The organism is Nocardia altamirensis NBRC 108246 (assembly GCF_001612685.1).
GTDB classification, from domain to species: Bacteria; Actinomycetota; Actinomycetes; order Mycobacteriales; family Mycobacteriaceae; genus Nocardia; species Nocardia altamirensis.
On the sequence record NZ_BDAY01000100.1, the window covers coordinates 1 to 20,961 of the forward strand.

Here is a 20,961-nt window from a genome sequence, read left to right on the forward strand (position 1 = left end):
TGTCTGGAGCGTCGTGTTCGCGGTGTCGGTAGCACCACGCGCATCTTGAGAACGAGGGTCGGCTGGGTGCCGGGATGTCATGGACGATGTGGTTCCGGCTGGAGCCCGCCCTTGGGCATCGCCCCGATGTGTAACTCTGCGACTGTTTGTTTTCATTGCGTGCTGTCACCACCACCACCACGACGTCGGTGGCGTCGGGCGATTAGCTCGGTATCGGCAGAAATCAGCAGTTCATGGCGGCGAGAATGCGGTGTAGATGCTGTACGAGCCGCGCTGGGGGCACGAACTGACACATTCGTAGCCAGGTGTAGTCCGACGGTCTGTCGAAATTCGGCACCTCAGCCGGTGTTAGACGGTAGGAGTCCGTCGATACCGCAGGTGGTGAAGGAGTTGCTCTATGGCTGGTTTGCGCTGTTCGTCCGGCGCTGACGCGTCGGTCGCTAGTCCAGACGATCGGTCCTATCGCAGGATGCGTGGCGTTGGTGGCGGTTTTCGCTATGCGTATCGCCACGTTCGGGCATTTTTCATTGGTGGCCATGCCATCACCTTGGATGGGTGGCTGCCGGGCGGCAGGGGCCAAGCTGAAGATCGTATGCCCATGCGCGGCTTGACGACTCGATGTGTAGTGAGCGTTCATGGAACCGCGTTCCGTTACCAATCGCCCGCATCGGCAGAGGTCGGTCGATGAGTCACAGGCCCGAGGGCGGTGGTGCCGAAACGCCGCGATTACGGACGTTCGCCGAAGCCGAGATTCCCGAAGCGGAGATCGAGATCCGGATCGCTGAGGGATCCGATGGTGAGGTGCTTGCTGAACTGCAAGCCAAGGCGTTGTGGGAGGTGACCAGATGGCAGCTAGCCCAGAACAACTCAGAAGATGGTCGACGACGAGCCGGATAGGTGTCGACCGCGGCTCGCACACTGACCGTGCGAGTACAGGTTTCCGCGTTGCGTTCGTCGGTCGCACCTCCACCGCTGACCTGCAGGACCCCACGCTGTCTATTCCGCGGCAGCACTCCGCCTGCGAGTTCGCGCTGCCTGATAGCGCGACCATCGTCGCGTACTTCTACGACATCGAGTCCGGCCGGAAGGAACTCGCGGCTCGCGGTCGCAGTGCGGCACATGATCAGTTCGATATACCGGTTCCTCGTGACGGGGGCATCCAGGACTTGCTTGCCGAAGCTGAGACTCCTGATCGCCGCTTCGACTACGCCATCTGCGAATCGATCGAACGTATCTCGCGCCGCACCTACTCCGGCACCAGCATCGAGCATCGCCTCGAAGAGGCTGGAGTACGTCTCCTCGCCGCCGACGAGCCGTTCAAACTCACGCGCACTAGTCACCATCGCAAGGAGAAGGTCGCGACTCAAGTGCTGACGCGGCGAGTCAAACAAGGCGTCGCCGAGTTCTACGTGCTGGAGATGCTGGAGAAGTCCTGGGACGGGTTTGCCGTTCACACCGAGGCCGGATACAACGTCGGCAAACCGTGCTACGGCTACCAGGCGCTGTTGGTCCAGCATCCCGTTCCTGCAAAGCGGGCCAAGGGCCAGAAGAAAACTCGACTCGAGCCGCATCCTGTCCACGGCCCCGTAGTGAAGAAAATGTTTCGGTGGCGAGGCAGCGAGCGCCTCACATATCAGCAGATCGCGGATCGGCTCAACGAGGATCTGACGACCAACCCGGCCCCGATTCCAGTTGATCCGGAGACCGCCACCGGGCATTGGACGCACTCCAACGTGCGAGATGTCGTGACCAACCCCAAACACACTGGCCACATGGTGTGGAACCGGCGTGGCCGAAAGTCCAACAAGAACAGGATCAACCCGGTAGCAGAGTGGGTCTGGTCGGAAGCGCCGGTCCATGAACCACTGGTCAGCATGGAAGAGTTCCTCCTCGCTCAGGAGGTGTCCAGTGAGCGCGAACGCTCCCGTGCCGCCGCAGGCCCCAACTCGCATCCAGATACGAAACGCTCCTATCTGTTCCGCTCTCGCTTGGCGTGTGACCACTGCAACCGCCGGATGTTCGGCAAAACCCGCAAGGTGTCCGCCTACTACGTGTGCGCCCCAAAGAAGGGGTACATTCCCGAAGGGCATCCCACAGCCGGGCAGTTCTTCGTCCGGGAACAAGACCTGATCGAGCATCTCAACACATTCCTCAACCGCCACGTCTTCGGTGAGTACCGGCGAACACTGCTGGAGGACAGCGACGTTGATGCGAAGGCCGCGAGCGAGCGCGAAAAGCAGTCGGTCACCCTACGTCAGGGCATCGCGGAGGCTGAGACCAAGATGAAGCGTTTGGTCCGCAGCCTGGAACTGGTCGACGATCCCGACCGCGAGCTTGTCCGCGACATCAACGACCGCCGTGCCGAGCTCCGCACGCAGCAGACCCAGTTGCAGGCTCGGCTCGCCGAGATCGAAGCCGAGGTGTTGCGCGTGTCGAGTCCTGGGTTGATTAATTCTCTGCCGATTGGGTACTTGCGCGTGGAGGAGTTGCCGCACGGGTTGGCGCGGCAGCTGTTCGATGCCCTACGGCTGGAGGTTCGCTACAACAAGACCCACAACCGGCTCAGCTACCGGATCACTCTGGTAGTCGGCACCTTGGCCCTCGTTCATCGGGTGGCGCAGGAGGCGCTGATCGCAGCTACCAATGAAGACGCCGCCACTCCCGGCAGGAGTGACGGCGCGATGGTTGGCACCATCTGTGTGGCGCCCCCGGCAGGAATCGAACCTGCGACCTAGGGATTAGAAGGCCCTTGCTCTATCCAACTGAGCTACGGAGGCAGTGGGTTCCACCATGGCCGACATTGGTCGTGCTGTCCAGCGCGCCAATTATAGCGACCGACCAGATGGCTACGGGTCAAGCACGACGGCCAACACGAGCATTGCGGCCATGATCACTTCGAGCACCAGGAAGAACCAGACTGGATAGAAGGCGGAAGGTTCTTCTATGCAGGCCGACCAGACGCGCCCGACCGCCATCCCGCCGAGGGCGGCAGCGACCGCAACGCAGACGCCGAATCGCAGGTCACCGACATCGACGGCGGCCAAAACCAGCACCACCGCGATAGCGATCCCGAAGCCGCCGTAGACGGCCCGCACCTCGGCGCGCGAGTCGGGTCTGTCGGCGAGCACCCCGAGCGAGTCGACGAGTTGGCTGGGCCGCAAGAGCCCGAAAACTCCCATGGCGGCAAAGAACAACGCCACCATGGCAATCAACACGATCGAGACGATCGACATTGCACCTCCGTGATTCGCCGCCCACAATATCGGCCCAAACCCGACGCGGCCATGCGTTAACAATCGAACTACCCTCAGTCGTATGTCGTCAGCGCAGGATCCGTCCGCTTCACCTGATCTCGAGGTCACTCGGACGGCGGCGACATACGCGGTGTTGGTGGCGCTGGCCTGCGCGATCGCTGCGGTGGTCGCGGCGCCGGTTGTCGGTCTGTCTGCGGCGCAGGCGCTGAGCCTGCTCGGCATCCCCGACCCTGGTGCGCTGACCACCTACGGCCTGCCCGCGGTGCGTGCGCTCGCCGATCTGTCGGCGGCGTTGACGGTCGGTTCGCTCCTGTTCGCGGCGTTTCTGGTGCCGCCGCAGGCGAACGGACTGCTGGATGTCGGCGGCTATCGCGCGGTGCGAAGGGCTTCGAATTTCGCGCTCATCTGGGCGGCCTGCGCGGCGTTGCTTATCCCGTTGACCGTGTCCGACACCACAGGCCAGCCGGTCAGCGCCACCTTGCGGCCCGAGGCGTTGTGGCGCGCGATCGATCAGATCGAACTGGCAGGCGCCTGGCGCACCACGGTGTTGTTCGCGCTGATCGTCGCGATCGGTGCTCGGCTCGCGCTGCGCTGGGGATGGACGCCGGTGCTGTTCGGTGCGTCCATCGTGACGATGATGCCGCTCGCGTTGACCGGGCATTCGTCCTCCGGTGGTGCGCACGATGTCGCCACGAACAGCCTGATCCTGCACCTGGTTTCGGCCGCTGTGTGGGTGGGCGGTCTGTTCGCGCTGCTGGCGCACGCGCGTCGCGGCGGCGCGCATACCGATCTCGCGGCTCGGCGATTCTCGCTGACGGCCACTGTCGCGTACATCACCATCGGCGCCAGCGGGGTGATCAACTCGTGGGTTCGGGTGCCATGGGACGAACTGTTCACCACCACCTACGGCAGGCTGGTGCTGGCGAAGGCGGGCGCCCTGGTCGTCCTCGGCCTGATCGGTTTCGTGCAACGGCGTGCGGCGTTGCCCGCGCTCGTCGCGGATCCGAAGGACCGTGCCGCGCTGATCCGGTTCGCCGGTGTCGAGGTGCTGGTGTTCGCGGCGACCATGGGTCTTGCGGTCGGCCTCGGCCGGACACCGCCCCCGCCGCCTGGCTCGGAGCCGACACTGGCCGAGGTCGAACTCGGCTACAACCTCGCCGGACCGCCGACGGTCGCGCGGCTGCTGTTCGACTGGCGCTTCGATCTGATCTTCGGCACCCTCGCCATCGTCCTCGCGGTGCTGTATCTGTTTGGTGTGCGCCGACTTCGGGCCCGAGGTGACGAATGGCCGATCGGCCGGACCTTCGCCTGGCTGTCCGGCTGTGTGGTGCTGCTGATCGCGACCTCGTCCGGTGTCGGCCGGTATTCGCCCGCGATGTTCAGCGTGCACATGGGCGCCCATATGGCGTTGTCCATGCTCGCGCCGATCCTGTTCGCGCTCGGCGGTGCGGTGACGCTGGCGTTGCGAGCCCTGCCGCCCGCAGGCCGGACCGGTGCGCCGGGGCCGCGCGAGTGGCTGCTTGCGGCAGTGCACAATCCGGTCTCGCGATTCCTGACGCATCCGATTGTGGCGTCGGCCATCTTCGTCGGCGGGTTCTACGCGCTGTACCTCGGCGGAATCTTCGACGCGTACGCGGATTCCCATGCGGCACACCTGATGATGAACCTGCACTTCCTGCTGAGCGGCTACCTGTTCTACTGGGTGGTCATCGGCATCGATCCCAAACCGCGCCAAGTGGAACCGTTGACCAGGCTCGCCATGGTGTTCGGTTCGCTGCCGTTCCACGCCTTCTTCGGCATCGCGTTGATGAGCATGACCACGGTGCTCGGCGGCTGGTTCTATCGCGGACTCGGTCTCGGCTGGAACGGGGACCTGCTCGGCGATCAACGCACCGGCGGCAGCCTGGCCTGGGCGAGCGGTGAGGTGCCGTTGGTCGTGGTGATGCTGGCGTTGCTCATCCAATGGTCGCGCAGCGATCGGCGGTTGGCGCAGCGCACCGATCGGGCCGCCGACCGTGACCATGACGCGGCCCTCGCCGCGCACAACGCGATGTTCGCCGAGCTGGCCAAACGAGACCGTGAGGTACGTAAGTGAGTGATCGGTCCGCTGGCGCATCGTCGCCGCAGGCGAAAGCCGCCGCACATGCAGGCCGTTCTTCAGGTATGAAGGGCATGGCGCCCTCGGGCGCAACATCGGTGCGGATGGTGGAGTCGAGTGTGGTCGAGGTGTTGTTGTGCTAGCTGACAGCGCGCATTCGCGTACGGCGGAACCGGGCGCGAGCGAGGCGCCGTGGTGACCGAGCGATCCATCCTGTGCTCTGAACAGATCGAGCGCGTCTACCGATCCGATGTGCGGGCGGCGCGGCGCAGGCTGGCCGGGCGGATCCGCAAGACGCCGGTCTTCCACACCTCCGTCGCCGGGCCGAACGGGCCGGTTCCGGTCACGATGAAACTCGAATACCTTCAGTACGGCGGCACTTTCAAGGTTCGCGGCAGTCTCAACGCGCTGCTGGAATCCGCCGACTGCACCGATCAGGTGGTCATCGCCTCCGGCGGCAACGCGGGCATCGCCGCCGCCTTGGCTGCCGCGCAGCTCGGAAAGTCTTGCACCGTAGTGGTTCCGGAGTCAGCGCCGCACACCAAGGTCGCCGCGATGTGGTCGCACGGCGCTGAAGTGCTCTGGCACGGAACGACTTACGCCGAAGCGCTCGATCATGCGATCGAATTGGCCAAGGAACGCAAGGCTCTTCGACTACACGCCTACGATTTGCCCGCCATCGTTGCGGGCGCGGGCGTCGTCGGCCTGGAAATCGAGGAGCAGGTGCGCGGTCGTCCGCCGGTGCTCGCCGCCGTCGGCGGGGGAGGGCTGGTTGCGGGCATTGCCGCCGCGATCGGCAGGCGCCAGCAGGTGATCGGCATCGAACCCGAAGGTATCCCCACCCTGCACGCGGCACTCAACGCGAACCGACCGGTCGAGGTCGACGTCTCCAGCATCGCTGCGGAATCGTTGGGCGCCACCAGAATCGGCGATATCGCGATGGACATCGCGCGCCGCTACGAACTTCGCTCCCTCCTGGTCACCGACGACGCCATTGCCACTGCGCGCGATTACCTCTGGCGGGAATTCCGGATCGTCGTCGAACTGGCAGGCGCTGTGGCTCTTGCCGCTATCCAAAGCGGGGTCTACCTTCCTGCTCCCGACGAGCGTCCGGTAATCATCCTCTGCGGAGCCAACACCGATCTCGCTGTCCTGTAGGGCCACCGCTGCGACAGTCACGCCGGGCAGTCGGAACTGCGCTGGTGCTTCGACGAGATCGTGGAGACCACTACCTGCTGTGCGGTCGCCCGGCGGCAAGCTGCTCCGCTGCGGGTGCGTGAATGCGGTGCTTCGGCAGCACACTCGCTCGTTCACACCGCGGTTTGTGCGGCATCGCCGTTCGATCAGTGCGAAGCGAGAGATGTCCACAATTGAGAAAGTTGTGCACATTCTGCGATGTGGGGTCCCGGACGGCGCGGAGATCGATGAGGGTGGAGGAGTCTCCTTCGGGAGATTCTCGGGGACCGGCCTCGGGGTGAAAGGTGAAGGGGCGCAGCGATGTACGAGGCCAACGCGGCTGTGGTGGGGACGGTGGTGAACCATCCGGCGAAGCGAGAGCTGCCGAATGGCGATCAGGTACTGACCTTTCGGATGGCCAGCAACTCGCGGAGGTTGGATCAGGCGAGCGGGGAATGGGTCGACAACGGGACGTTGTTTCTGACGGTGAGCTGCTGGCGGAGGTTGGCCGCAGGCGTGGAAGCGTCGTTGCGGCGCGGCGACCCGGTCATCGTGTACGGCCAGCTGCGCTCGGTCGAGTATCGGACCAAAGACGGCGTGGACCGGCGGGATCTGGAGATGCGGGCCAGTGCGGTCGGCCCTGATCTGGGCCGATGCACCGCTCAGGTGACCCGATGGTCGGAGGTGCGGAATACTCAGGACCGATTCAGTGCTGAACCTCTGGGGCCAGGGGGCGAACCCCTGACATCCGGCGGCCAGGCTCCGACACTCGGGGCTGCGGTCCAGATGCCGAATGGCGATGGGCTGGGGGAGAATGTCGCAGCCCCTCCTGCGGCACCACCCCGAAGCATCCACCCCGAGCACGCTGACGCCTGACCACCGGCGCCGCGGACTTTTGGCTGAGCGTCGCGAGGGGTATCCGCCGGTTCAACTCACCGTTTCCGACACCGATAGGCTTCCTCCTTATGGCTGAGTTCATTTACACAATGAAGAAGGTTCGCAAGGCGCATGGCGACAAAGTCGTGCTCGACGATGTCACCTTGAACTTCCTTCCCGGCGCCAAGATCGGTGTCGTCGGCCCGAACGGCGCGGGTAAATCCAGCGTGCTCAAGATCATGGCCGGACTGGACCAGCCGAACAACGGCGACGCGTTCCTCGGGACCGGCGCGACAGTGGGCATCCTGATGCAGGAGCCGGCGCTGAACGAGGAGAAGACCGTTCGCGGCAATGTCGAGGAGGGCCTCGGCGAGGTGAAGGTGAAGCTGGATCGCTTCAACGAGATCGCCGAGCTGATGGCCACCGACTACTCCGACGAGCTCATGGACGAGATGGGCAAGCTGCAGGAGTACCTGGATCACGCGGACGCGTGGGACGTCGACTCCCAGTTGGAGCAGGCGATGGACGCGCTGCGCTGCCCGCCGCCGGACGAGCCGGTCACCAACCTCTCCGGTGGTGAGCGCCGCCGCGTCGCGCTGTGCAAGCTGCTGCTGAGCAAGCCCGACCTGCTGCTGCTCGACGAGCCGACCAACCACCTCGACGCCGAGAGCGTGCTCTGGCTCGAACAGCATCTCGCCGCGTACGCGGGCGCTGTCCTCGCCGTCACCCACGACCGGTACTTCCTGGACAACGTCGCCGAGTGGATCCTCGAACTCGACCGCGGCCGCGCCTACCCGTATGAGGGCAACTACTCCACCTATCTGGAGAAGAAGGCCCAGCGGCTCGAGGTCCAGGGCAAGAAGGATCAGAAGCTGCAGAAGCGGCTCAAGGACGAACTGGCCTGGGTGCGCTCGGGTGCGAAGGCGCGCCAGGCCAAGAACAAGGCCCGCCTCGACCGGTACGAGGAGATGGCCGCCGAGGCCGACAAGCACAGGAAGTTGGATTTCGAGGAGATCCAGATTCCGGCGGGCCCGCGCCTGGGCAGCGTGGTGGTCGAGGTCGAGCACCTGGACAAGGGTTTCGGCGATCGCCAGCTGATCAAGGATCTGTCGTTCACGTTGCCGCGCAACGGCATTGTCGGCGTGATCGGTCCGAACGGTGTCGGTAAGACGACGCTGTTCAAGACGATCGTCGGGCTGGAGTCGCCGGACAGCGGCACGGTGAAGGTCGGCGAGACGGTCAAGCTGAGCTATGTCGACCAGAACCGCGCAGGCATCGACCCGAAGAAGAACGTCTGGCAGGTGGTGTCCGAAGGCCTGGACTTCATCCAGGTCGGCAATCAGGAAATGCCGTCGCGTGCGTACGTGAGTGCGTTCGGCTTCAAGGGCCCGGACCAGCAGAAGCCTGCCGGCGTGCTCTCCGGTGGAGAGCGCAACCGGTTGAACCTGGCGTTGACGCTCAAGCAGGGTGGCAACCTGATCCTGCTCGACGAGCCGACCAACGACCTCGACGTGGAAACCCTCGGCTCGCTGGAGAACGCGCTGGAGCAGTTCCCCGGTTGTGCCGTGGTCATCTCGCACGACCGCTGGTTCCTCGACCGCACCTGCACCCACATCCTCGCGTGGGAAGGCGACGACGACAACGACGCCAAATGGTTCTGGTTCGAAGGCAACTTCGAGGCGTACGAGGCCAACAAGATCGAGCGGCTCGGCCTGGAAGCGGCCCGCCCGCACCGGGTTACCCACCGTAAGTTGACGCGCGACTGATTGGGGTTGCCAACGGGGCAGGTGGTTAAACCACCTGCCCCGTCCTTTTTGTCTCGTATCCGGCACAACCACGACCGGCCCGTGCCCACGGCCCGCGCGAAGCTCGCTAGGGTGGAACCCGTGAATGCGAAGGCGCAGTTCGATCAATCGGTGGTCCCTACCGCCGACCTGGTGGCCGAGCTGATCCGAGGTTCCGCTCGGGTGCCGCTGCCGCCGCGGAAAGTCCCTGTCGCACTCACCTGACGTTCGTGAGTCCGAACGATGGCTATGCCGAGCTCATTCCACCGAGGTCGGCAATCGCGTGGCGAACGCGGCGGTTGCGGTGAACAACCCAGGATTGGAAGGGATTTCACCCCCGCGTCTTCGACGCACAGCTACTCTCGGACCGGCGTCGCTTTGTTACGGAACCGAATCCGAGGGAGTAGGCGAAAAATGACGGTCTCGTCCGAATTGTCCAGTGCGGCGTGGGCCGCGAGTTTGCCGCAGGCACTGCGCGGCGAACTCGCGACGCTCGAGGAAGCGTATTTCCGCCACGTCGACGCGGGCGATGTGGACTGCGCGATCACCGGTATCACTCAGATCTTCCGGCGGCACATGGAGTTGGCCATGCACCGGCCCGCGGGTCGGGCGCTGGTCCGGGTGTACCACCCGGACGACGGCTCCGGCCTCGGCGCGGCGGTGCAGCTGGTAACCGACGATATGCCGCTACTTGTCGAATCAATTACTTCGTCGCTGAACAAGCTCGGCGTGAGCGTCAGCGAGGTCATTCACCCGATCTTCGAGGTCGAGCGGGACGAGGAAGGCGGGCTGCAGCACGCCGCCCCGCACGAGGTCGACGGCAACGGTGCGGGCGGCATCCGCGAATCGTGGATGCACCTGCAGCTGCACCCGGCCACGAGCCCCGCGGTGCTGAGCCGCATCGAATCGGGCATGCCGAATGTGGTCGCCGACGTCCGCCAGGTCATCGGCGACACCGAGGCCATCAAAGATGTGCAGAGCAGGCTGGCCGACGACCTGGAGCTGGCCGCGAAGTCGGGCAAGGCGCCGTTCTCGGAGACCGACCTGGTCGACACCGCGAACCTGCTGCGCTGGCTGGCCGGCGGCAACTTCACCGTGCTCGGATATGCCCGCTACCGGTTGAGTACCGATCAGGGTCAGCAGAGCTCCAACCCGCTGCCGGGCACCTGCCTCGGCGTGCTGCGCCCGGACGTCGGCACCGATTTCCGGGTGCCGATCAACGCCGCCGACCGGCCGCTGCTGATGCTCACCCAGGGCCTGGTGCCCGCCACCGTGCACCGCGCGGTGTACCCGTACTTCATCGGTGTCGCCGATTTCGACGAGGCGGGCACCATCGTCGGCGAGCACCTGTTCATCGGCGTCTTCACGGTCACCGCCGTACACGAGAACGTGCTGGACATCCCGGTGATCGAGCGCAGGGTGCGCTCGGTGATCGAGGAGAGCGGCTTCGACCTGGAGTCGTTCTCCGGGCAGGCGATGCTCGAGGTCATCCAGTCCTTCCCGCGCACCGAGCTGTTCTCCTCCGACGCCGAGACCATGCGCCGGACCGCCGTCGCGGTGCTCAACGTCGGACTGCGTCGTCAGGTGCGGCTGTTCCTTCGTGCCGACGGGTACGGCCGATTCGTCGCCTGCCTTGTCTACCTGCCCCGCGACCGCTACACCACGCGGGTGCGACTGGAGATGCAGGACATCCTGGTCCGTGAGCTCGGCGGCGTCGACATCGACTACTCCGCGCGGGTCAGCGAAAGCGACCTGGCCAGTGTGTATTTCACGGTGCGGATGCCGGAGGCCGAGTTCGGCGTGCCGCGCTATGCGGCGTCGACCACCGCGAACACCTCCGAGGCCAACCGGCTGCGCATCCAGGCCCTGCTCGCCGAGGCGAGCCGGACTTGGGAAGACCGGCTCAACGACGAGGTGAGCACCTCGACGATGCTCGACCCCGCCGTGGTGGAGCGGTACGCCCAGGCGTTCCCCGACGCCTACAAGGAGGACTTCGAGGCAGGTCGCGCGCTCGCCGACATCGTCCGCCTGGAAAACCTGAGCGATGGTGGCATCGACCAATATCTGTACCGCAACGCCGATTCCGATCCCGGCTCGTGGCGGTTCTCGCTCTACGTCGGCGGCACCGGCATCTCGCTGAGCCAGGTGCTTCCCGTGCTGCAGAGCCTCGGCGTCGAGGTGGTCGACGAGCGGCCCTACCAGCTCGAGCTCGACCCGCTGCCGGGTGCCGACTCGAGTATCAGCAGGGAACGGTGGATCTACGATTTCGGCCTGCTGGCCAGGCCCGAGTTGCTGCGCAGCGCGCTCGACCGGGACCTGGACGCGGAGCTGCTCGAATCATCGAAGCGTGCCGCCGTATTGGAGGCGGAGGTGCGCGGCCTGCGCGAACGGTTCACCGAGGCGTTCGAGGCGGCCTGGTACGGCCGCGCCGAAGCGGACCAGCTCAACGAACTGGTGTTGCGTGCCCGGCTGCCGTGGCGTGCGGTGTCGATCCTGCGCACCTACGCGAAATACCTGCAGCAGGCGCGTTTTCCGTACAGCCAGGCCAACATCTCCCGGGTGCTGCTCACCTATCCGGATGTGGCACGGCTGTTCGTCGACCTGTTCGCGGCCCGCTTCGACCCGGACACCGTCTCGGCCGAGCACGCCGCCGAGCTGGAAAACCAGGTGCGGACCAGGATCGACGAGGTGGTCAGCCTGGATGCGGACCGCATCCTGCGCGCCATCCTCACCCTGATCCGGGCGACGCTGCGCACCAACTACTACATCACCGATGTCGAGGGCATGTCCCGCGACTACGTGTCGATCAAGGTGGAGCCGCGCGAGATCAGCGAATTGCCCAAGCCGCGTCCGCAGTTCGAGATCTTCGTGTACTCGCCGCGAGTCGAGGGCGTGCATCTGCGGTTCGGTCCGGTGGCCCGTGGCGGGTTGCGCTGGTCGGACCGGCTGGAGGATTTCCGCACCGAGGTGCTCGGCCTGGTGAAGGCGCAGGCGGTGAAGAACGCGGTGATCGTGCCGGTCGGTGCCAAGGGTGGTTTCGTTGTGAAGCAGCCGCCCGCCGCGACCGGTGATCCCGTAGCAGACCGGCAAGCGCTCGGCTCCGAAGGTGTTTCGTGCTACCGGACCTTCATCTCCGGCCTGCTCGATATCACCGACAACGTGGATCGCGCGACCGGCAAGGTGCTGCCGCCCGCCAGGGTGGTGCGCCGCGACGGCGACGACACCTATCTGGTGGTTGCTGCGGACAAGGGCACCGCGACGTTCTCCGACATCGCCAACGATGTGGCGCAGCGCTACGGCTTCTGGCTCGGCGACGCCTTCGCCTCCGGCGGTTCGGCGGGCTACGACCACAAGGCCATGGGCATCACCGCCAAGGGTGCGTGGGAGAGCGTCAAACGCCACTTCCGGGAAATGGACATCGATACCCAGACCGAGGACTTCACCGTCGTCGGCATCGGTGACATGAGCGGCGACGTGTTCGGCAACGGCATGCTGCTGTCCGAGCACATCCGCCTGCTCGCGGCGTTCGATCACCGGCACATCTTCTTGGACCCGAACCCGGACACCGCGGTCTCGTACGCCGAGCGCCAGCGGATGTTCGAGCTGCCGCGTTCGTCGTGGGCCGACTACGATCCCGCGCTGATCAGCGCGGGTGGTGGCGTCTGGGATCGCACGGTGAAGTCCGTGCCGATCAGCCCGCAGGCCCGAAAGGCGTTGGGGCTGGCCGACAATGTCGAGTCGCTGTCGCCGCCGGAGCTGGTCCGCGCGATCCTGCTCGCGCCTGCCGAACTGCTGTGGAACGGCGGTATCGGCACCTACATCAAGGCGTCCACCGAGAGCAACGCCGACGTCGGCGACAAGTCCAACGACCCGGTCCGGGTCAACGGAAACCAGGTGCGGGCCAAGGTGATCGGCGAAGGCGGCAACCTCGGCGCGACGGCGCTCGGGCGCATCGAGTTCTGCCGCAGCGGCGGCAAGATGAACACCGACGCGTTGGACAACTCGGCGGGCGTCGACTGCTCCGACCACGAGGTCAACATCAAGGTGCTGCTCGACGGTGTGGTGAGCAGTGGCCAGCTGCCCGAGCTGGAACGCAACCCGCTGCTCGCCTCGATGACCGACGAGGTCGCGTACATGGTGCTGGAAGACAATGTGGCGCAGAACTTCCTGATGGGTATGTCGCGCACCGACGCACCGCAGATGCTGAACGTGCACATGCGGCTCATCGACGATCTCGAGCAGCGGCGCGGGCTCGACCGGGAACTGGAGGCGTTGCCCTCGGATCCGGAGCTGAAGCGTCTACTCGAGGACGGCGCAGGCCTCACCTCGCCGGAGCTGGCGAATCTGATGGCGCACGTGAAGCTTTCGCTGAAGGCGGACCTGCTCGAGACCGACATGCCGGACAGCCCGTACTTCGTGACCCGGCTGCCGAACTATTTCCCGACTCCGTTGCGAGAGCGGTTCGGTGCGGCGATCAAGCGGCACCGGCTGCGCAGGGAGATCCTGACCACGATGATCGTCAACGAGATGGTCGACTACGGCGGCATCACCTACGCGCACCGGTTGAGCGAGGAGACCGGCGCGACGGCCACCGACTCGGTGCGTGCGTTCGCCGCGGCGACCGAGATCTTCGGCCTGCACGAGATGTGGGCGCGGATCCGGGCGGCCGACGCCACCACCGGCGTGCGTGACCTGCTGGAGCTGGAAACCAAGCGGACACTGGACCGGGCCTCGCGCTGGTTCCTGAGCAACCGGCCGCAGCCCATCGCGGTCGGCGCCGAGATCAACCGGTACTGCCGCGACGTGCAGGAACTGGCGCCGAAGGTGCCGGGCTGGCTGCGCGGGCACCACGTCTCGACGCTCACCGACCAGTCGGCCGAGCTCATCGCGCGCGGTGCGCCGACCGACCTGGCCACCGAGGTGTTCGGGCTGCTCAACCTGTTCCCGCTGCTCGACATCGTTGACATCGCCGACATCACCGATCGGGACGGCGACGAGGTCGGCGCGCTGTACTACGCGCTGAACGAGCACCTCAAGATCGACTGGCTGCTCCAGGCGGTCAGCCACCTCGAGCGCGGCGACCGCTGGCACTCGCTGGCGCGGCTCGCGTTGCGTGACGACATGTACTCGTCGCTGCGGTCGCTGACCCTCGACGTGCTCTCCGCCGGTGACCCGGAAGAGAGCGCGGACGAGAAGATTGCATACTGGGAGTCGAAGAACCAGTCCCGGCTGGGCCGCGCCCGAGCGGCACTGTCGGAGTTGTTCGAGTCCGGAACCCACGATCTCGCCACATTGTCGGTTGCAGCGCGGCAAGTGCGAAGCATGGTGAGCGGGGTGGGCGCGCAATCGGAGGTACCACGTTGACGAGCTCGTTGAACGGTCATGGGAAGGGCGGCAATCTCGTGCTGCCCAAGCGTTTTCACACCAAGGTCGATGTCAGGTGGTCGGACATGGATGCTTTCCAGCATGTCAACCACGCCCGCATGGTGACCTTGCTGGAGGAAGCGCGCATCCCGTGGCTGTTCGAGGAGGACCGTCCGACCGCGGAACTGCGGACGGGCTGCGTCCTCGCCGACCTGCGGGTGCGTTATCGCGGCCAGCTGCGCCACGAGGACACACCGCTCGATATCGCCATGTGGATCGAGCAGCTGCGGGCGGTCGACTTCACCATCGGCTACGAGGTGCGCGCCGCCGGTGCGGCGCCCGACTCGGCGCCCGCGGTGCTCGCCTCCACCCAGATCGCCGCGTTCGACATGAACGCCCAGCGGCTGCGCAGGCTCAGCGATGCCGAGCGCGGCTATCTGGCCGAGTGGATGAACGACTGATCCGCAACGGTGGTTATCGGGTGAGAACGGCAGCGCAGCTGTGATGGCGGAGCAACGCGTATTGCACCTGTCCGATCCGGCGGAGCGAGAGAATCTCGCGACGTTCCTGACTCGGGCGGTGCGGTTGGACCCCGCGGTGGTGGTGCGTATCCGCCGCCGCGGGGAACGGCAGGTGTCGGCCTGGGTGGCAACGGGTTTCGAGGCGCTCGCGGTGCGCACCGTGGTCGCCGATCTCGGCGTCGACGATGTGACCGTCGGCGCCGACCTGGTGCTGGCCGGTCTCGAATCGGGGCAACCCATCGACCTCGGCTACTCGATGGATTCCGCCTGGCGTGGGGCGCTGCCCCCGCCGGACGGGTTCGCGCACATCGATGACGTGCCTGCCCGCACCCTGGTCGAACTCGCCGAGCAGGGTGCGCAATTGGCGAAGGAACACGGCAGCAGTCACGGCCCACCCGCGTCGCTGCTCGACCAGACGGTGCTGACCGTCTCCGCCGCGGACGTCGAGGTGCAGGTGCCGATGCGGGTTGTTTTCGCCCTCACCGCAATGGATTTCATTCCGCACTCGGGGGACAAGGCCGATTCGCGGCGCATCCCGCCCGCCGAGATCGTCCGGGTCCGCGCCAGCAAGACTTGGCTGCGCATCGACGCCCGCTACGGTTCGGTCGCCCGTCGCCTCGGCGGCGGAATCTCGCTGTCCCCGAGCTGATCCGCCGCCCCCCGAGGAGCCGGGGTGCTCACAGAGTCTCCATGCCTTTCACAGAGGCTGCAGGCTGTGTGAAAGGCGTGAACGATCTGTGGGACTGGTTGGCCTCGGCGAGTCAGTGGATGCCGAGGAGGCGGAGCAGGGCGGTTGTTGCGGCGGCGGCGACGATCACCACGAGGATGGGCTGCTTGCGCCAGGCCAGCACGCCCGCGACGAGAACGCCTGCGGGTAGGGCGAATCCGAAGCCACCCGAGCTGCTTGGTAATGCGGTGACGGCCACCAGGGCAGCGAGCAGGACGACGGCGCCGATCTCCAGCACGCGAACTGCGCGCGCCGGGAAGCGAATGCGTTCGCGGAGTGCGGGACCGGCCCAGCGAAACGCATACGTGCCAACGGCAAGTGCGATCATCCCTGCTGCCAGCATCATTCGGCACCCGCTCGCACCGCACCGCGGGAAAGTCCCGCCACCGCAACGCTTTCCGGCAGCGCGTGCACAGCGGGGCCAAGACGCGCGTCTGCGCGGTCCGCCACATTACGCCCCTGCGGCACGGGCGCGCCGACTTCCAGACGTGCGTCCGGCGTGGACGCGGTGCTTGTTTGCGGTACTGGCACAACGGTTCCCAGCGATGTCGCCGCGCGGTCTGCCAATGGGACGGACATCGTGGTTCCCTGCGGCATATCCGCGTCTTCTGCCGCCTTGTCTTCACTCGCCCCTCGCCCGACGACCAGTAGCCCCAAAAGTGCAGCCAGCACAGGCATTCCGGCGGGGAGGAACGGTGCAGTGGCGATTGCGATAGCCGCACCGACGAGAACCGCGCGCAGCGTTGCCCGGTCGCTCAGCGCTGGAATGACCAACGAGAGCAGCACCGCAGGGAACACCGCGTCGAGCCCGATCACCGAGGTGTCCGGCACCAGGGTGCCGACCAGTGCCCCGATGGCGGCGCCGCCCGGCCAGGCGATCAATACGCCGAATCCGGTGGCCCAGTAGGCGGCTCGCTTACGGGCGGTGTCGGATTGGGCGAGCGACATCGCCACCGACTCGTCGTTCATCAGGTGCACGCCGAGCCAGCGCCGCCACCCGGTGCCGACCATGTCCGGCACCGAGAGTCCGTAGGGCAGATGCCTGGCGTTGACCACGAGCCCGGCCAGCACGGCCGCGATCGGACTCCCGCCCGCGGCGATGATCCCGATGAACAGGAACTCCGCGCCACCAGCGAGGACAACGACGCCGAGCACCATGGGCAGCCACATGGGCAGGCCCGAGCTGACGGCGGTCGCCCCGTAGGACACCCCGATCAGCGCGACGGCAAGGCAGACCGCAACGATGCCGGAGGCGGTGTCCCGCCCGAGTGTTCGCCATATCGAACGCATGACGTTTATAGTGAACATTGTTGGTCGGTTCGTCAATATGGTTCGCTGGGTGCGGTCTACATCACTCGAGGGGAGCAGGCATGACGCGCGACGACTCGACCGGAGCGGCACCGCAGGCGGTGATCGCCGCCTCGCTGCGCCGCGAACGCACCCGCGCCGGGCTGTCGCTCACCGAGGTCGCGAGCCGCGCAGGCGTCGCGAAATCCACACTCTCCCAACTGGAATCGGGCACCGGAAATCCGAGCTTGGAGACGCTGTGGGCCCTGTGCGTCGCGCTGGACATGCCGCTGTCCCGGCTGCTCGACCCGCCACGCCCGAGCGTGCAGGTGATCCGTGCGGGCGACGGGCCGGTGGTGGTGGCCGAGCACGCGAACTATCGCGCGACGCTGCTGGCCGCGAGCCCGCTGCATGCCAGAAGGGACATCTTCCGAATCACCGCAGAGCCAGGCCATGCGCGCAAATCCGACCCGCACATCCCCGGCTCGGTGGAGCACGTCCTGCTCGCCACCGGCCGCGCACTGACCGGACTCTCCGACGCGCCAGTCGAACTCGGCCCCGGCGACTACCTCGCCTATCCGTCCGACCTACCGCACGTCTTCGAAGCACTCGAACCAGGAACCACCGCCACACTCATCGTCGAATACACCTGAGCGCGTTCATGATCAGGGGGCACTGGTGGCGGCGTTCCGCGAGTGGCTCCCGCCCCCTGATCATGAAGCTCACGGTCTGAGCTCAGGGCGAATCGCGGTGTCAGGCAGCGCCTTCGCCGAGGTACTGCAACCACAAGGGATCCAGATCGGCGGTGGTGGACAGCAGTCGCCAGTGCGGACCCTTGGGGGAGACCAGCGGCGAGCGCAGCGTCCACCCGAGTTCGCTCAGCAACTTGTCGGCCTTGCGGTGATTACACGGCGCACAACTGGCGACGCAGTTCTCCCAGGAGTGTTCGCCCCCGCGGCTACGCGGGATGACATGGTCGATGGTTTCCGCCTTGCCACCGCAGTAGCCGCAGCGATAGCGGTCGCGATGCATGAGGGCGGCGCGGGTCATCGGGACGCGGGCCCGATACGGGACATGGACGTAGCTGCGCAGGCGGATCACCGAGGGAATGGTGACGGCGGCTTCGGCGGAATGGACAACCGGGCCATCGGCGTCGTGGTGAACAGTGTCGGCCTTGTCGCAGATGAGCAGGACGATCGCGCGGCGCGCGGACAGGGCGGTGAGCGGCTCGTAGGTGGCGTTCAGCAGCAGCACCCGGCGCTTCAACCAGCTCGGAGTCTCGCTGGGCGGCGGTGCAGAGCGGTGCGCATGGTCTGGATGACCGTGATGCGCGCCCGGATAATGATCGGACAAGATATGCAGCGGAGTAGCCCCCGACCCACGATTGTGGACGTCGGCGGGCTGGAGTTGTCGATGTGCGCGCGCCTCGTGTGACCTGGCGCTGTGCCGCTGCTTCATCTGGACCTCAATTTCATGATTGGCAGGATCATGCTGTTAGCTCGGCAGAGATTGCCACCCAGTTGACCATGGAACGACGGCTATTGCACGGTGATTTTCAACAATGTCCGGTTAACTGTGGCTGAAGAGCCGCCAGGTCGCGATTTACGGTCCTCGGATACCGTGCTGGGGGCGGGGTTTGCGGGGTGCGGGCAGAATAAGGTTGCGGTATCCCAGCGAATCGAGAGGGTCTATGACTTCGGGCGAGCAGACAGCAGCGGCGGCGGCAGGACAGCAAGGCGAGCAGACCGCTGCGTCGTTCTACGACGCGGTCGGTGGCGCCGACACGTTCCGGCGGATCGTCGCGTCGTTCTACCGCGAGGTGGCCACCGACGAGGTGCTGCGCCCGCTCTACCCGGAGGAAGACCTCGGCCCGGCCGAACGCAGGCTGCGCATGTTCCTCGAGCAGTACTGGGGCGGACCGCGCACCTACTCCGACGAACGTGGCCATCCGCGGCTGCGGATGCGGCACAACCCGTTCACCATCGGTCCGCTGGAACGCGACGCCTGGCTGCGCTGCATGCACATCGCTGTTGCCGAGATCGAGCCCGAGGTGCTCGATGACGAACATCGCAAGGCGCTGCTCGATTATCTGGAGATGGCGGCGAATTCGCTGATGAACGCGCCCTGGTAGGGGCGTTTGGGTCGAGAGCCGCGCCGGGCCGAGGGTTTTCGGGCGCATTGACGGAAGCTGGCGATTTGCCCGAAGTCGAGAATGCTGCTCCTCGTTAGGGTTTTTGCCGCAAGTCTTTGGCACTATTACTGGTGTGACTGATGCACCAGCCGTACGGGCGCCGGTGGATCGCACCACGCAACCATGGTGGCGATCGGCCGTGTTCTACCAGGTTTATCCGAGATCCTTCGCGGATTCCGGCGGCGACGGGGTCGGTGACCTCGGCGGAGTCCGCGACAAGCTCGGCTATCTCGAGCTGCTCGGCGTCGACGCACTGTGGATCTGCCCGGTGATGCGTTCACCGATGGCCGACGGTGGCTACGACGTCGCTGATCCTCGCGATATCGACCCGCTGTTCGGCGGGCTCGTCGCGATGGACGAACTCATCGCCGAGGCGCATTTCCGCCATCTCAAGATCACGATGGACCTGGTGCCGAACCACACCAGCAGCGAACATCCCTGGTTCCTCGCCGCACGCGACGCAGGCCCCGGCAGCCCGGAGCGCGCCCGCTACTACTTCCGCGACGGACGCGGACCCGACGGCGCCGAGCCCCCGAACAACTGGCCGAGCATCTTCGGCGGCCCGGCCTGGACCAGGGTCACCGAACCCGATGGCACCCCCGGCCAGTGGTATCTGCACATTTTCGCGCCGGAGCAGCCCGACCTGAACTGGGAAAACCCCGAGGTCGCCGCGGATTTCGAGAAGACACTGCGGTTCTGGCTCGATCGTGGCGTCGACGGATTCCGGATCGACGTCGCGCACGGCATGGCGAAGCCGGAAGGCCTGCCCGACATGGCGGAGGTCAAGTCCGCGCTGCTGGTCAACGACGACGACGATCTGCGGTTCAACCAGCCGGGCGTGCACGAGATCCACCGCCGCATCCGCAAGGTGCTCGACGACTACCCGGAAGCGATCACGGTCGGCGAGGTGTGGGTCAACGACAACGTCCGGTTCAGCGAGTACGTCCGCCCCGACGAACTCCACCTCGCCTTCAACTTCCGGCTGGCCGAGACCGAGTTCGACGCCGACGCCATCCGTGACGCGATCGACAATTCGCTGGCCGCGGTCGGACCGGTGTCCGCGACGCCGACCTGGACGCTGTCCAATCACGACATCAAGCGCGAGGTCACCCGCTACGGCGACGGTGCGGCCGGGGTGGCGCGGGCCCGCGCGATGCTGCTGCTCGAGCTCGGCCTGCCCGGCTCGGTGTTCATCTACAACGGCGCCGAGCTCGGCCTGCCGAACGTGGACGACCTGCCCGACGAAGTGCTGCAGGACCCGGCCTGGGAGCGGTCGGGGCACACCGAACGCGGACGCGACGGTTGTCGCGTGCCGATCCCGTGGGAGGGCGCCAAGCCGCCGTTCGGGTTCACCACCGGGCAGCCCTGGCTACCGATGCCCGCCGACTGGGCGGGCTTGACGGTGGAGACCCAGCTAGAGGAGCTCGGCTCCACCCTTTCGCTGTATCGGATGGCCATCGAATTGCGCCGCATCCGACCGGAATTCGCGGGCGACTTCATCGAGTGGTACGGCAGCCCGCCCGGCTGTCTCGCCTTCCGCAGGAAAGGCGGACTGGTCTGTGTGCTGAACGCGTCGGCGACGCCGACCCAGCTGCCACCCGGTGATGTGCTGCTGGCGAGCGCGCCACTGGAGGGCGGTCAGCTGCCGCCGAACACGGCCGCCTGGCTGGTCTGAAACCTGCG

The 20,961-nt window shown here is 66.1% G+C and carries 17 protein-coding genes and 1 tRNA gene; 13 read left to right on the top strand and 5 right to left on the bottom strand.

All coding sequences use genetic code 11. The features are described 5' to 3' along the window. Positions 1-684: 684 nt before the first annotated feature. Positions 685-897: a hypothetical protein gene (locus tag NA11_RS45285; protein ID WP_141718079.1), complete on the top strand. Its 213-nt coding sequence runs from the start codon at positions 685-687 to the stop codon at positions 895-897. Continuing rightward, the gene (locus tag NA11_RS44370; protein WP_084655434.1) at positions 846-2,735 is read left to right on the top strand and encodes a recombinase family protein; all 1,890 of its coding nucleotides are present in this window, start codon (positions 846-848) and stop codon (positions 2,733-2,735) included. The genes NA11_RS45285 and NA11_RS44370 overlap by 52 nt, the downstream gene beginning before the upstream one ends. On the opposite strand, the gene NA11_RS38135 is transcribed toward NA11_RS44370, so the two are convergent. Both NA11_RS38135 and NA11_RS38140 read right to left on the bottom strand, forming a co-directional pair. Then, positions 2,701-2,777, bottom strand: a tRNA-Arg gene (locus tag NA11_RS38135). The two genes, NA11_RS44370 and NA11_RS38135, sit on opposite strands and share 35 nt — an antisense overlap. A gap of 69 nt (positions 2,778-2,846) precedes the next feature. Next, positions 2,847-3,233 (bottom strand): DUF4345 family protein, encoded by a 387-nt coding sequence (locus NA11_RS38140; protein ID WP_069166963.1) that lies wholly within the window; start codon positions 3,231-3,233, stop codon positions 2,847-2,849. An 82-nt stretch (positions 3,234-3,315) separates the two neighbouring features. Here NA11_RS38140 and NA11_RS38145 point away from each other — a divergent pair, with 82 nt between their 5' ends. The 8 genes from NA11_RS38145 to NA11_RS38175 all read left to right on the top strand — a co-directional run bounded on the left by NA11_RS38145 (position 3,316) and on the right by NA11_RS38175 (position 15,722). Then, positions 3,316-5,349, top strand: coding sequence for a bifunctional copper resistance protein CopD/cytochrome c oxidase assembly protein (locus NA11_RS38145; protein ID WP_069166964.1), 2,034 nt, complete (start codon positions 3,316-3,318; stop codon positions 5,347-5,349). A 198-nt stretch (positions 5,350-5,547) separates the two neighbouring features. Continuing rightward, positions 5,548-6,510, top strand: a complete 963-nt coding sequence (locus NA11_RS38150; RefSeq protein ID WP_084655438.1) for a serine/threonine dehydratase — start codon at positions 5,548-5,550, stop codon at positions 6,508-6,510. Positions 6,511-6,849: 339 nt separating this feature from the next. Further along, positions 6,850-7,404 (top strand): single-stranded DNA-binding protein, encoded by a 555-nt coding sequence (gene ssb, locus NA11_RS38155; RefSeq protein ID WP_084655435.1) that lies wholly within the window; start codon positions 6,850-6,852, stop codon positions 7,402-7,404. Positions 7,405-7,493: 89 nt separating this feature from the next. Continuing rightward, the gene (gene ettA, locus NA11_RS38160) at positions 7,494-9,170 is read left to right on the top strand and encodes an energy-dependent translational throttle protein EttA (RefSeq protein ID WP_069166965.1); all 1,677 of its coding nucleotides are present in this window, start codon (positions 7,494-7,496) and stop codon (positions 9,168-9,170) included. Between the two features lie 120 nt (positions 9,171-9,290). Beyond that, complete coding sequence (locus NA11_RS47115) at positions 9,291-9,413, top strand: hypothetical protein (protein WP_281197161.1); 123 nt, start codon at positions 9,291-9,293, stop codon at positions 9,411-9,413. A gap of 189 nt (positions 9,414-9,602) precedes the next feature. Further along, on the top strand, positions 9,603-14,552 hold the full coding sequence (locus tag NA11_RS38165; protein WP_069166966.1) for an NAD-glutamate dehydrogenase: 4,950 nt from the start codon (positions 9,603-9,605) through the stop codon (positions 14,550-14,552). After that, positions 14,549-15,013: an acyl-CoA thioesterase gene (locus NA11_RS38170; RefSeq protein ID WP_069166967.1), complete on the top strand. Its 465-nt coding sequence runs from the start codon at positions 14,549-14,551 to the stop codon at positions 15,011-15,013. Before NA11_RS38165 ends, NA11_RS38170 begins: the two co-directional genes overlap by 4 nt. Positions 15,014-15,056: 43 nt before the next feature. Next, positions 15,057-15,722 (top strand): DUF8185 domain-containing protein, encoded by a 666-nt coding sequence (locus tag NA11_RS38175; protein ID WP_069166968.1) that lies wholly within the window; start codon positions 15,057-15,059, stop codon positions 15,720-15,722. A gap of 112 nt (positions 15,723-15,834) precedes the next feature. Here NA11_RS38175 and NA11_RS38180 read toward each other — a convergent pair whose 3' ends face one another. Both NA11_RS38180 and NA11_RS38185 read right to left on the bottom strand, forming a co-directional pair. Further along, positions 15,835-16,146, bottom strand: a complete 312-nt coding sequence (locus tag NA11_RS38180; protein WP_069166969.1) for an AzlD domain-containing protein — start codon at positions 16,144-16,146, stop codon at positions 15,835-15,837. After that, entirely contained in the window at positions 16,143-17,090 is a 948-nt protein-coding gene (locus NA11_RS38185) for an AzlC family ABC transporter permease (protein WP_439957141.1), read from the bottom strand. Before NA11_RS38185 ends, NA11_RS38180 begins: the two co-directional genes overlap by 4 nt. Positions 17,091-17,170: 80 nt before the next feature. Here NA11_RS38185 and NA11_RS38190 point away from each other — a divergent pair, with 80 nt between their 5' ends. Then, positions 17,171-17,740, top strand: a complete 570-nt coding sequence (locus tag NA11_RS38190; RefSeq protein WP_069166970.1) for a helix-turn-helix domain-containing protein — start codon at positions 17,171-17,173, stop codon at positions 17,738-17,740. A 100-nt stretch (positions 17,741-17,840) separates the two neighbouring features. On the opposite strand, the gene NA11_RS38195 is transcribed toward NA11_RS38190, so the two are convergent. Beyond that, on the bottom strand, positions 17,841-18,545 hold the full coding sequence (locus NA11_RS38195; RefSeq protein ID WP_174567791.1) for an HNH endonuclease: 705 nt from the start codon (positions 18,543-18,545) through the stop codon (positions 17,841-17,843). Positions 18,546-18,777: 232 nt separating this feature from the next. Here NA11_RS38195 and NA11_RS38200 point away from each other — a divergent pair, with 232 nt between their 5' ends. Next, positions 18,778-19,218, top strand: a complete 441-nt coding sequence (locus NA11_RS38200) for a globin (protein ID WP_069166972.1) — start codon at positions 18,778-18,780, stop codon at positions 19,216-19,218. A 133-nt stretch (positions 19,219-19,351) separates the two neighbouring features. Beyond that, entirely contained in the window at positions 19,352-20,953 is a 1,602-nt protein-coding gene (locus NA11_RS38205; RefSeq protein ID WP_084655436.1) for a glycoside hydrolase family 13 protein, read from the top strand. Positions 20,954-20,961: the final 8 nt, after the last annotated feature.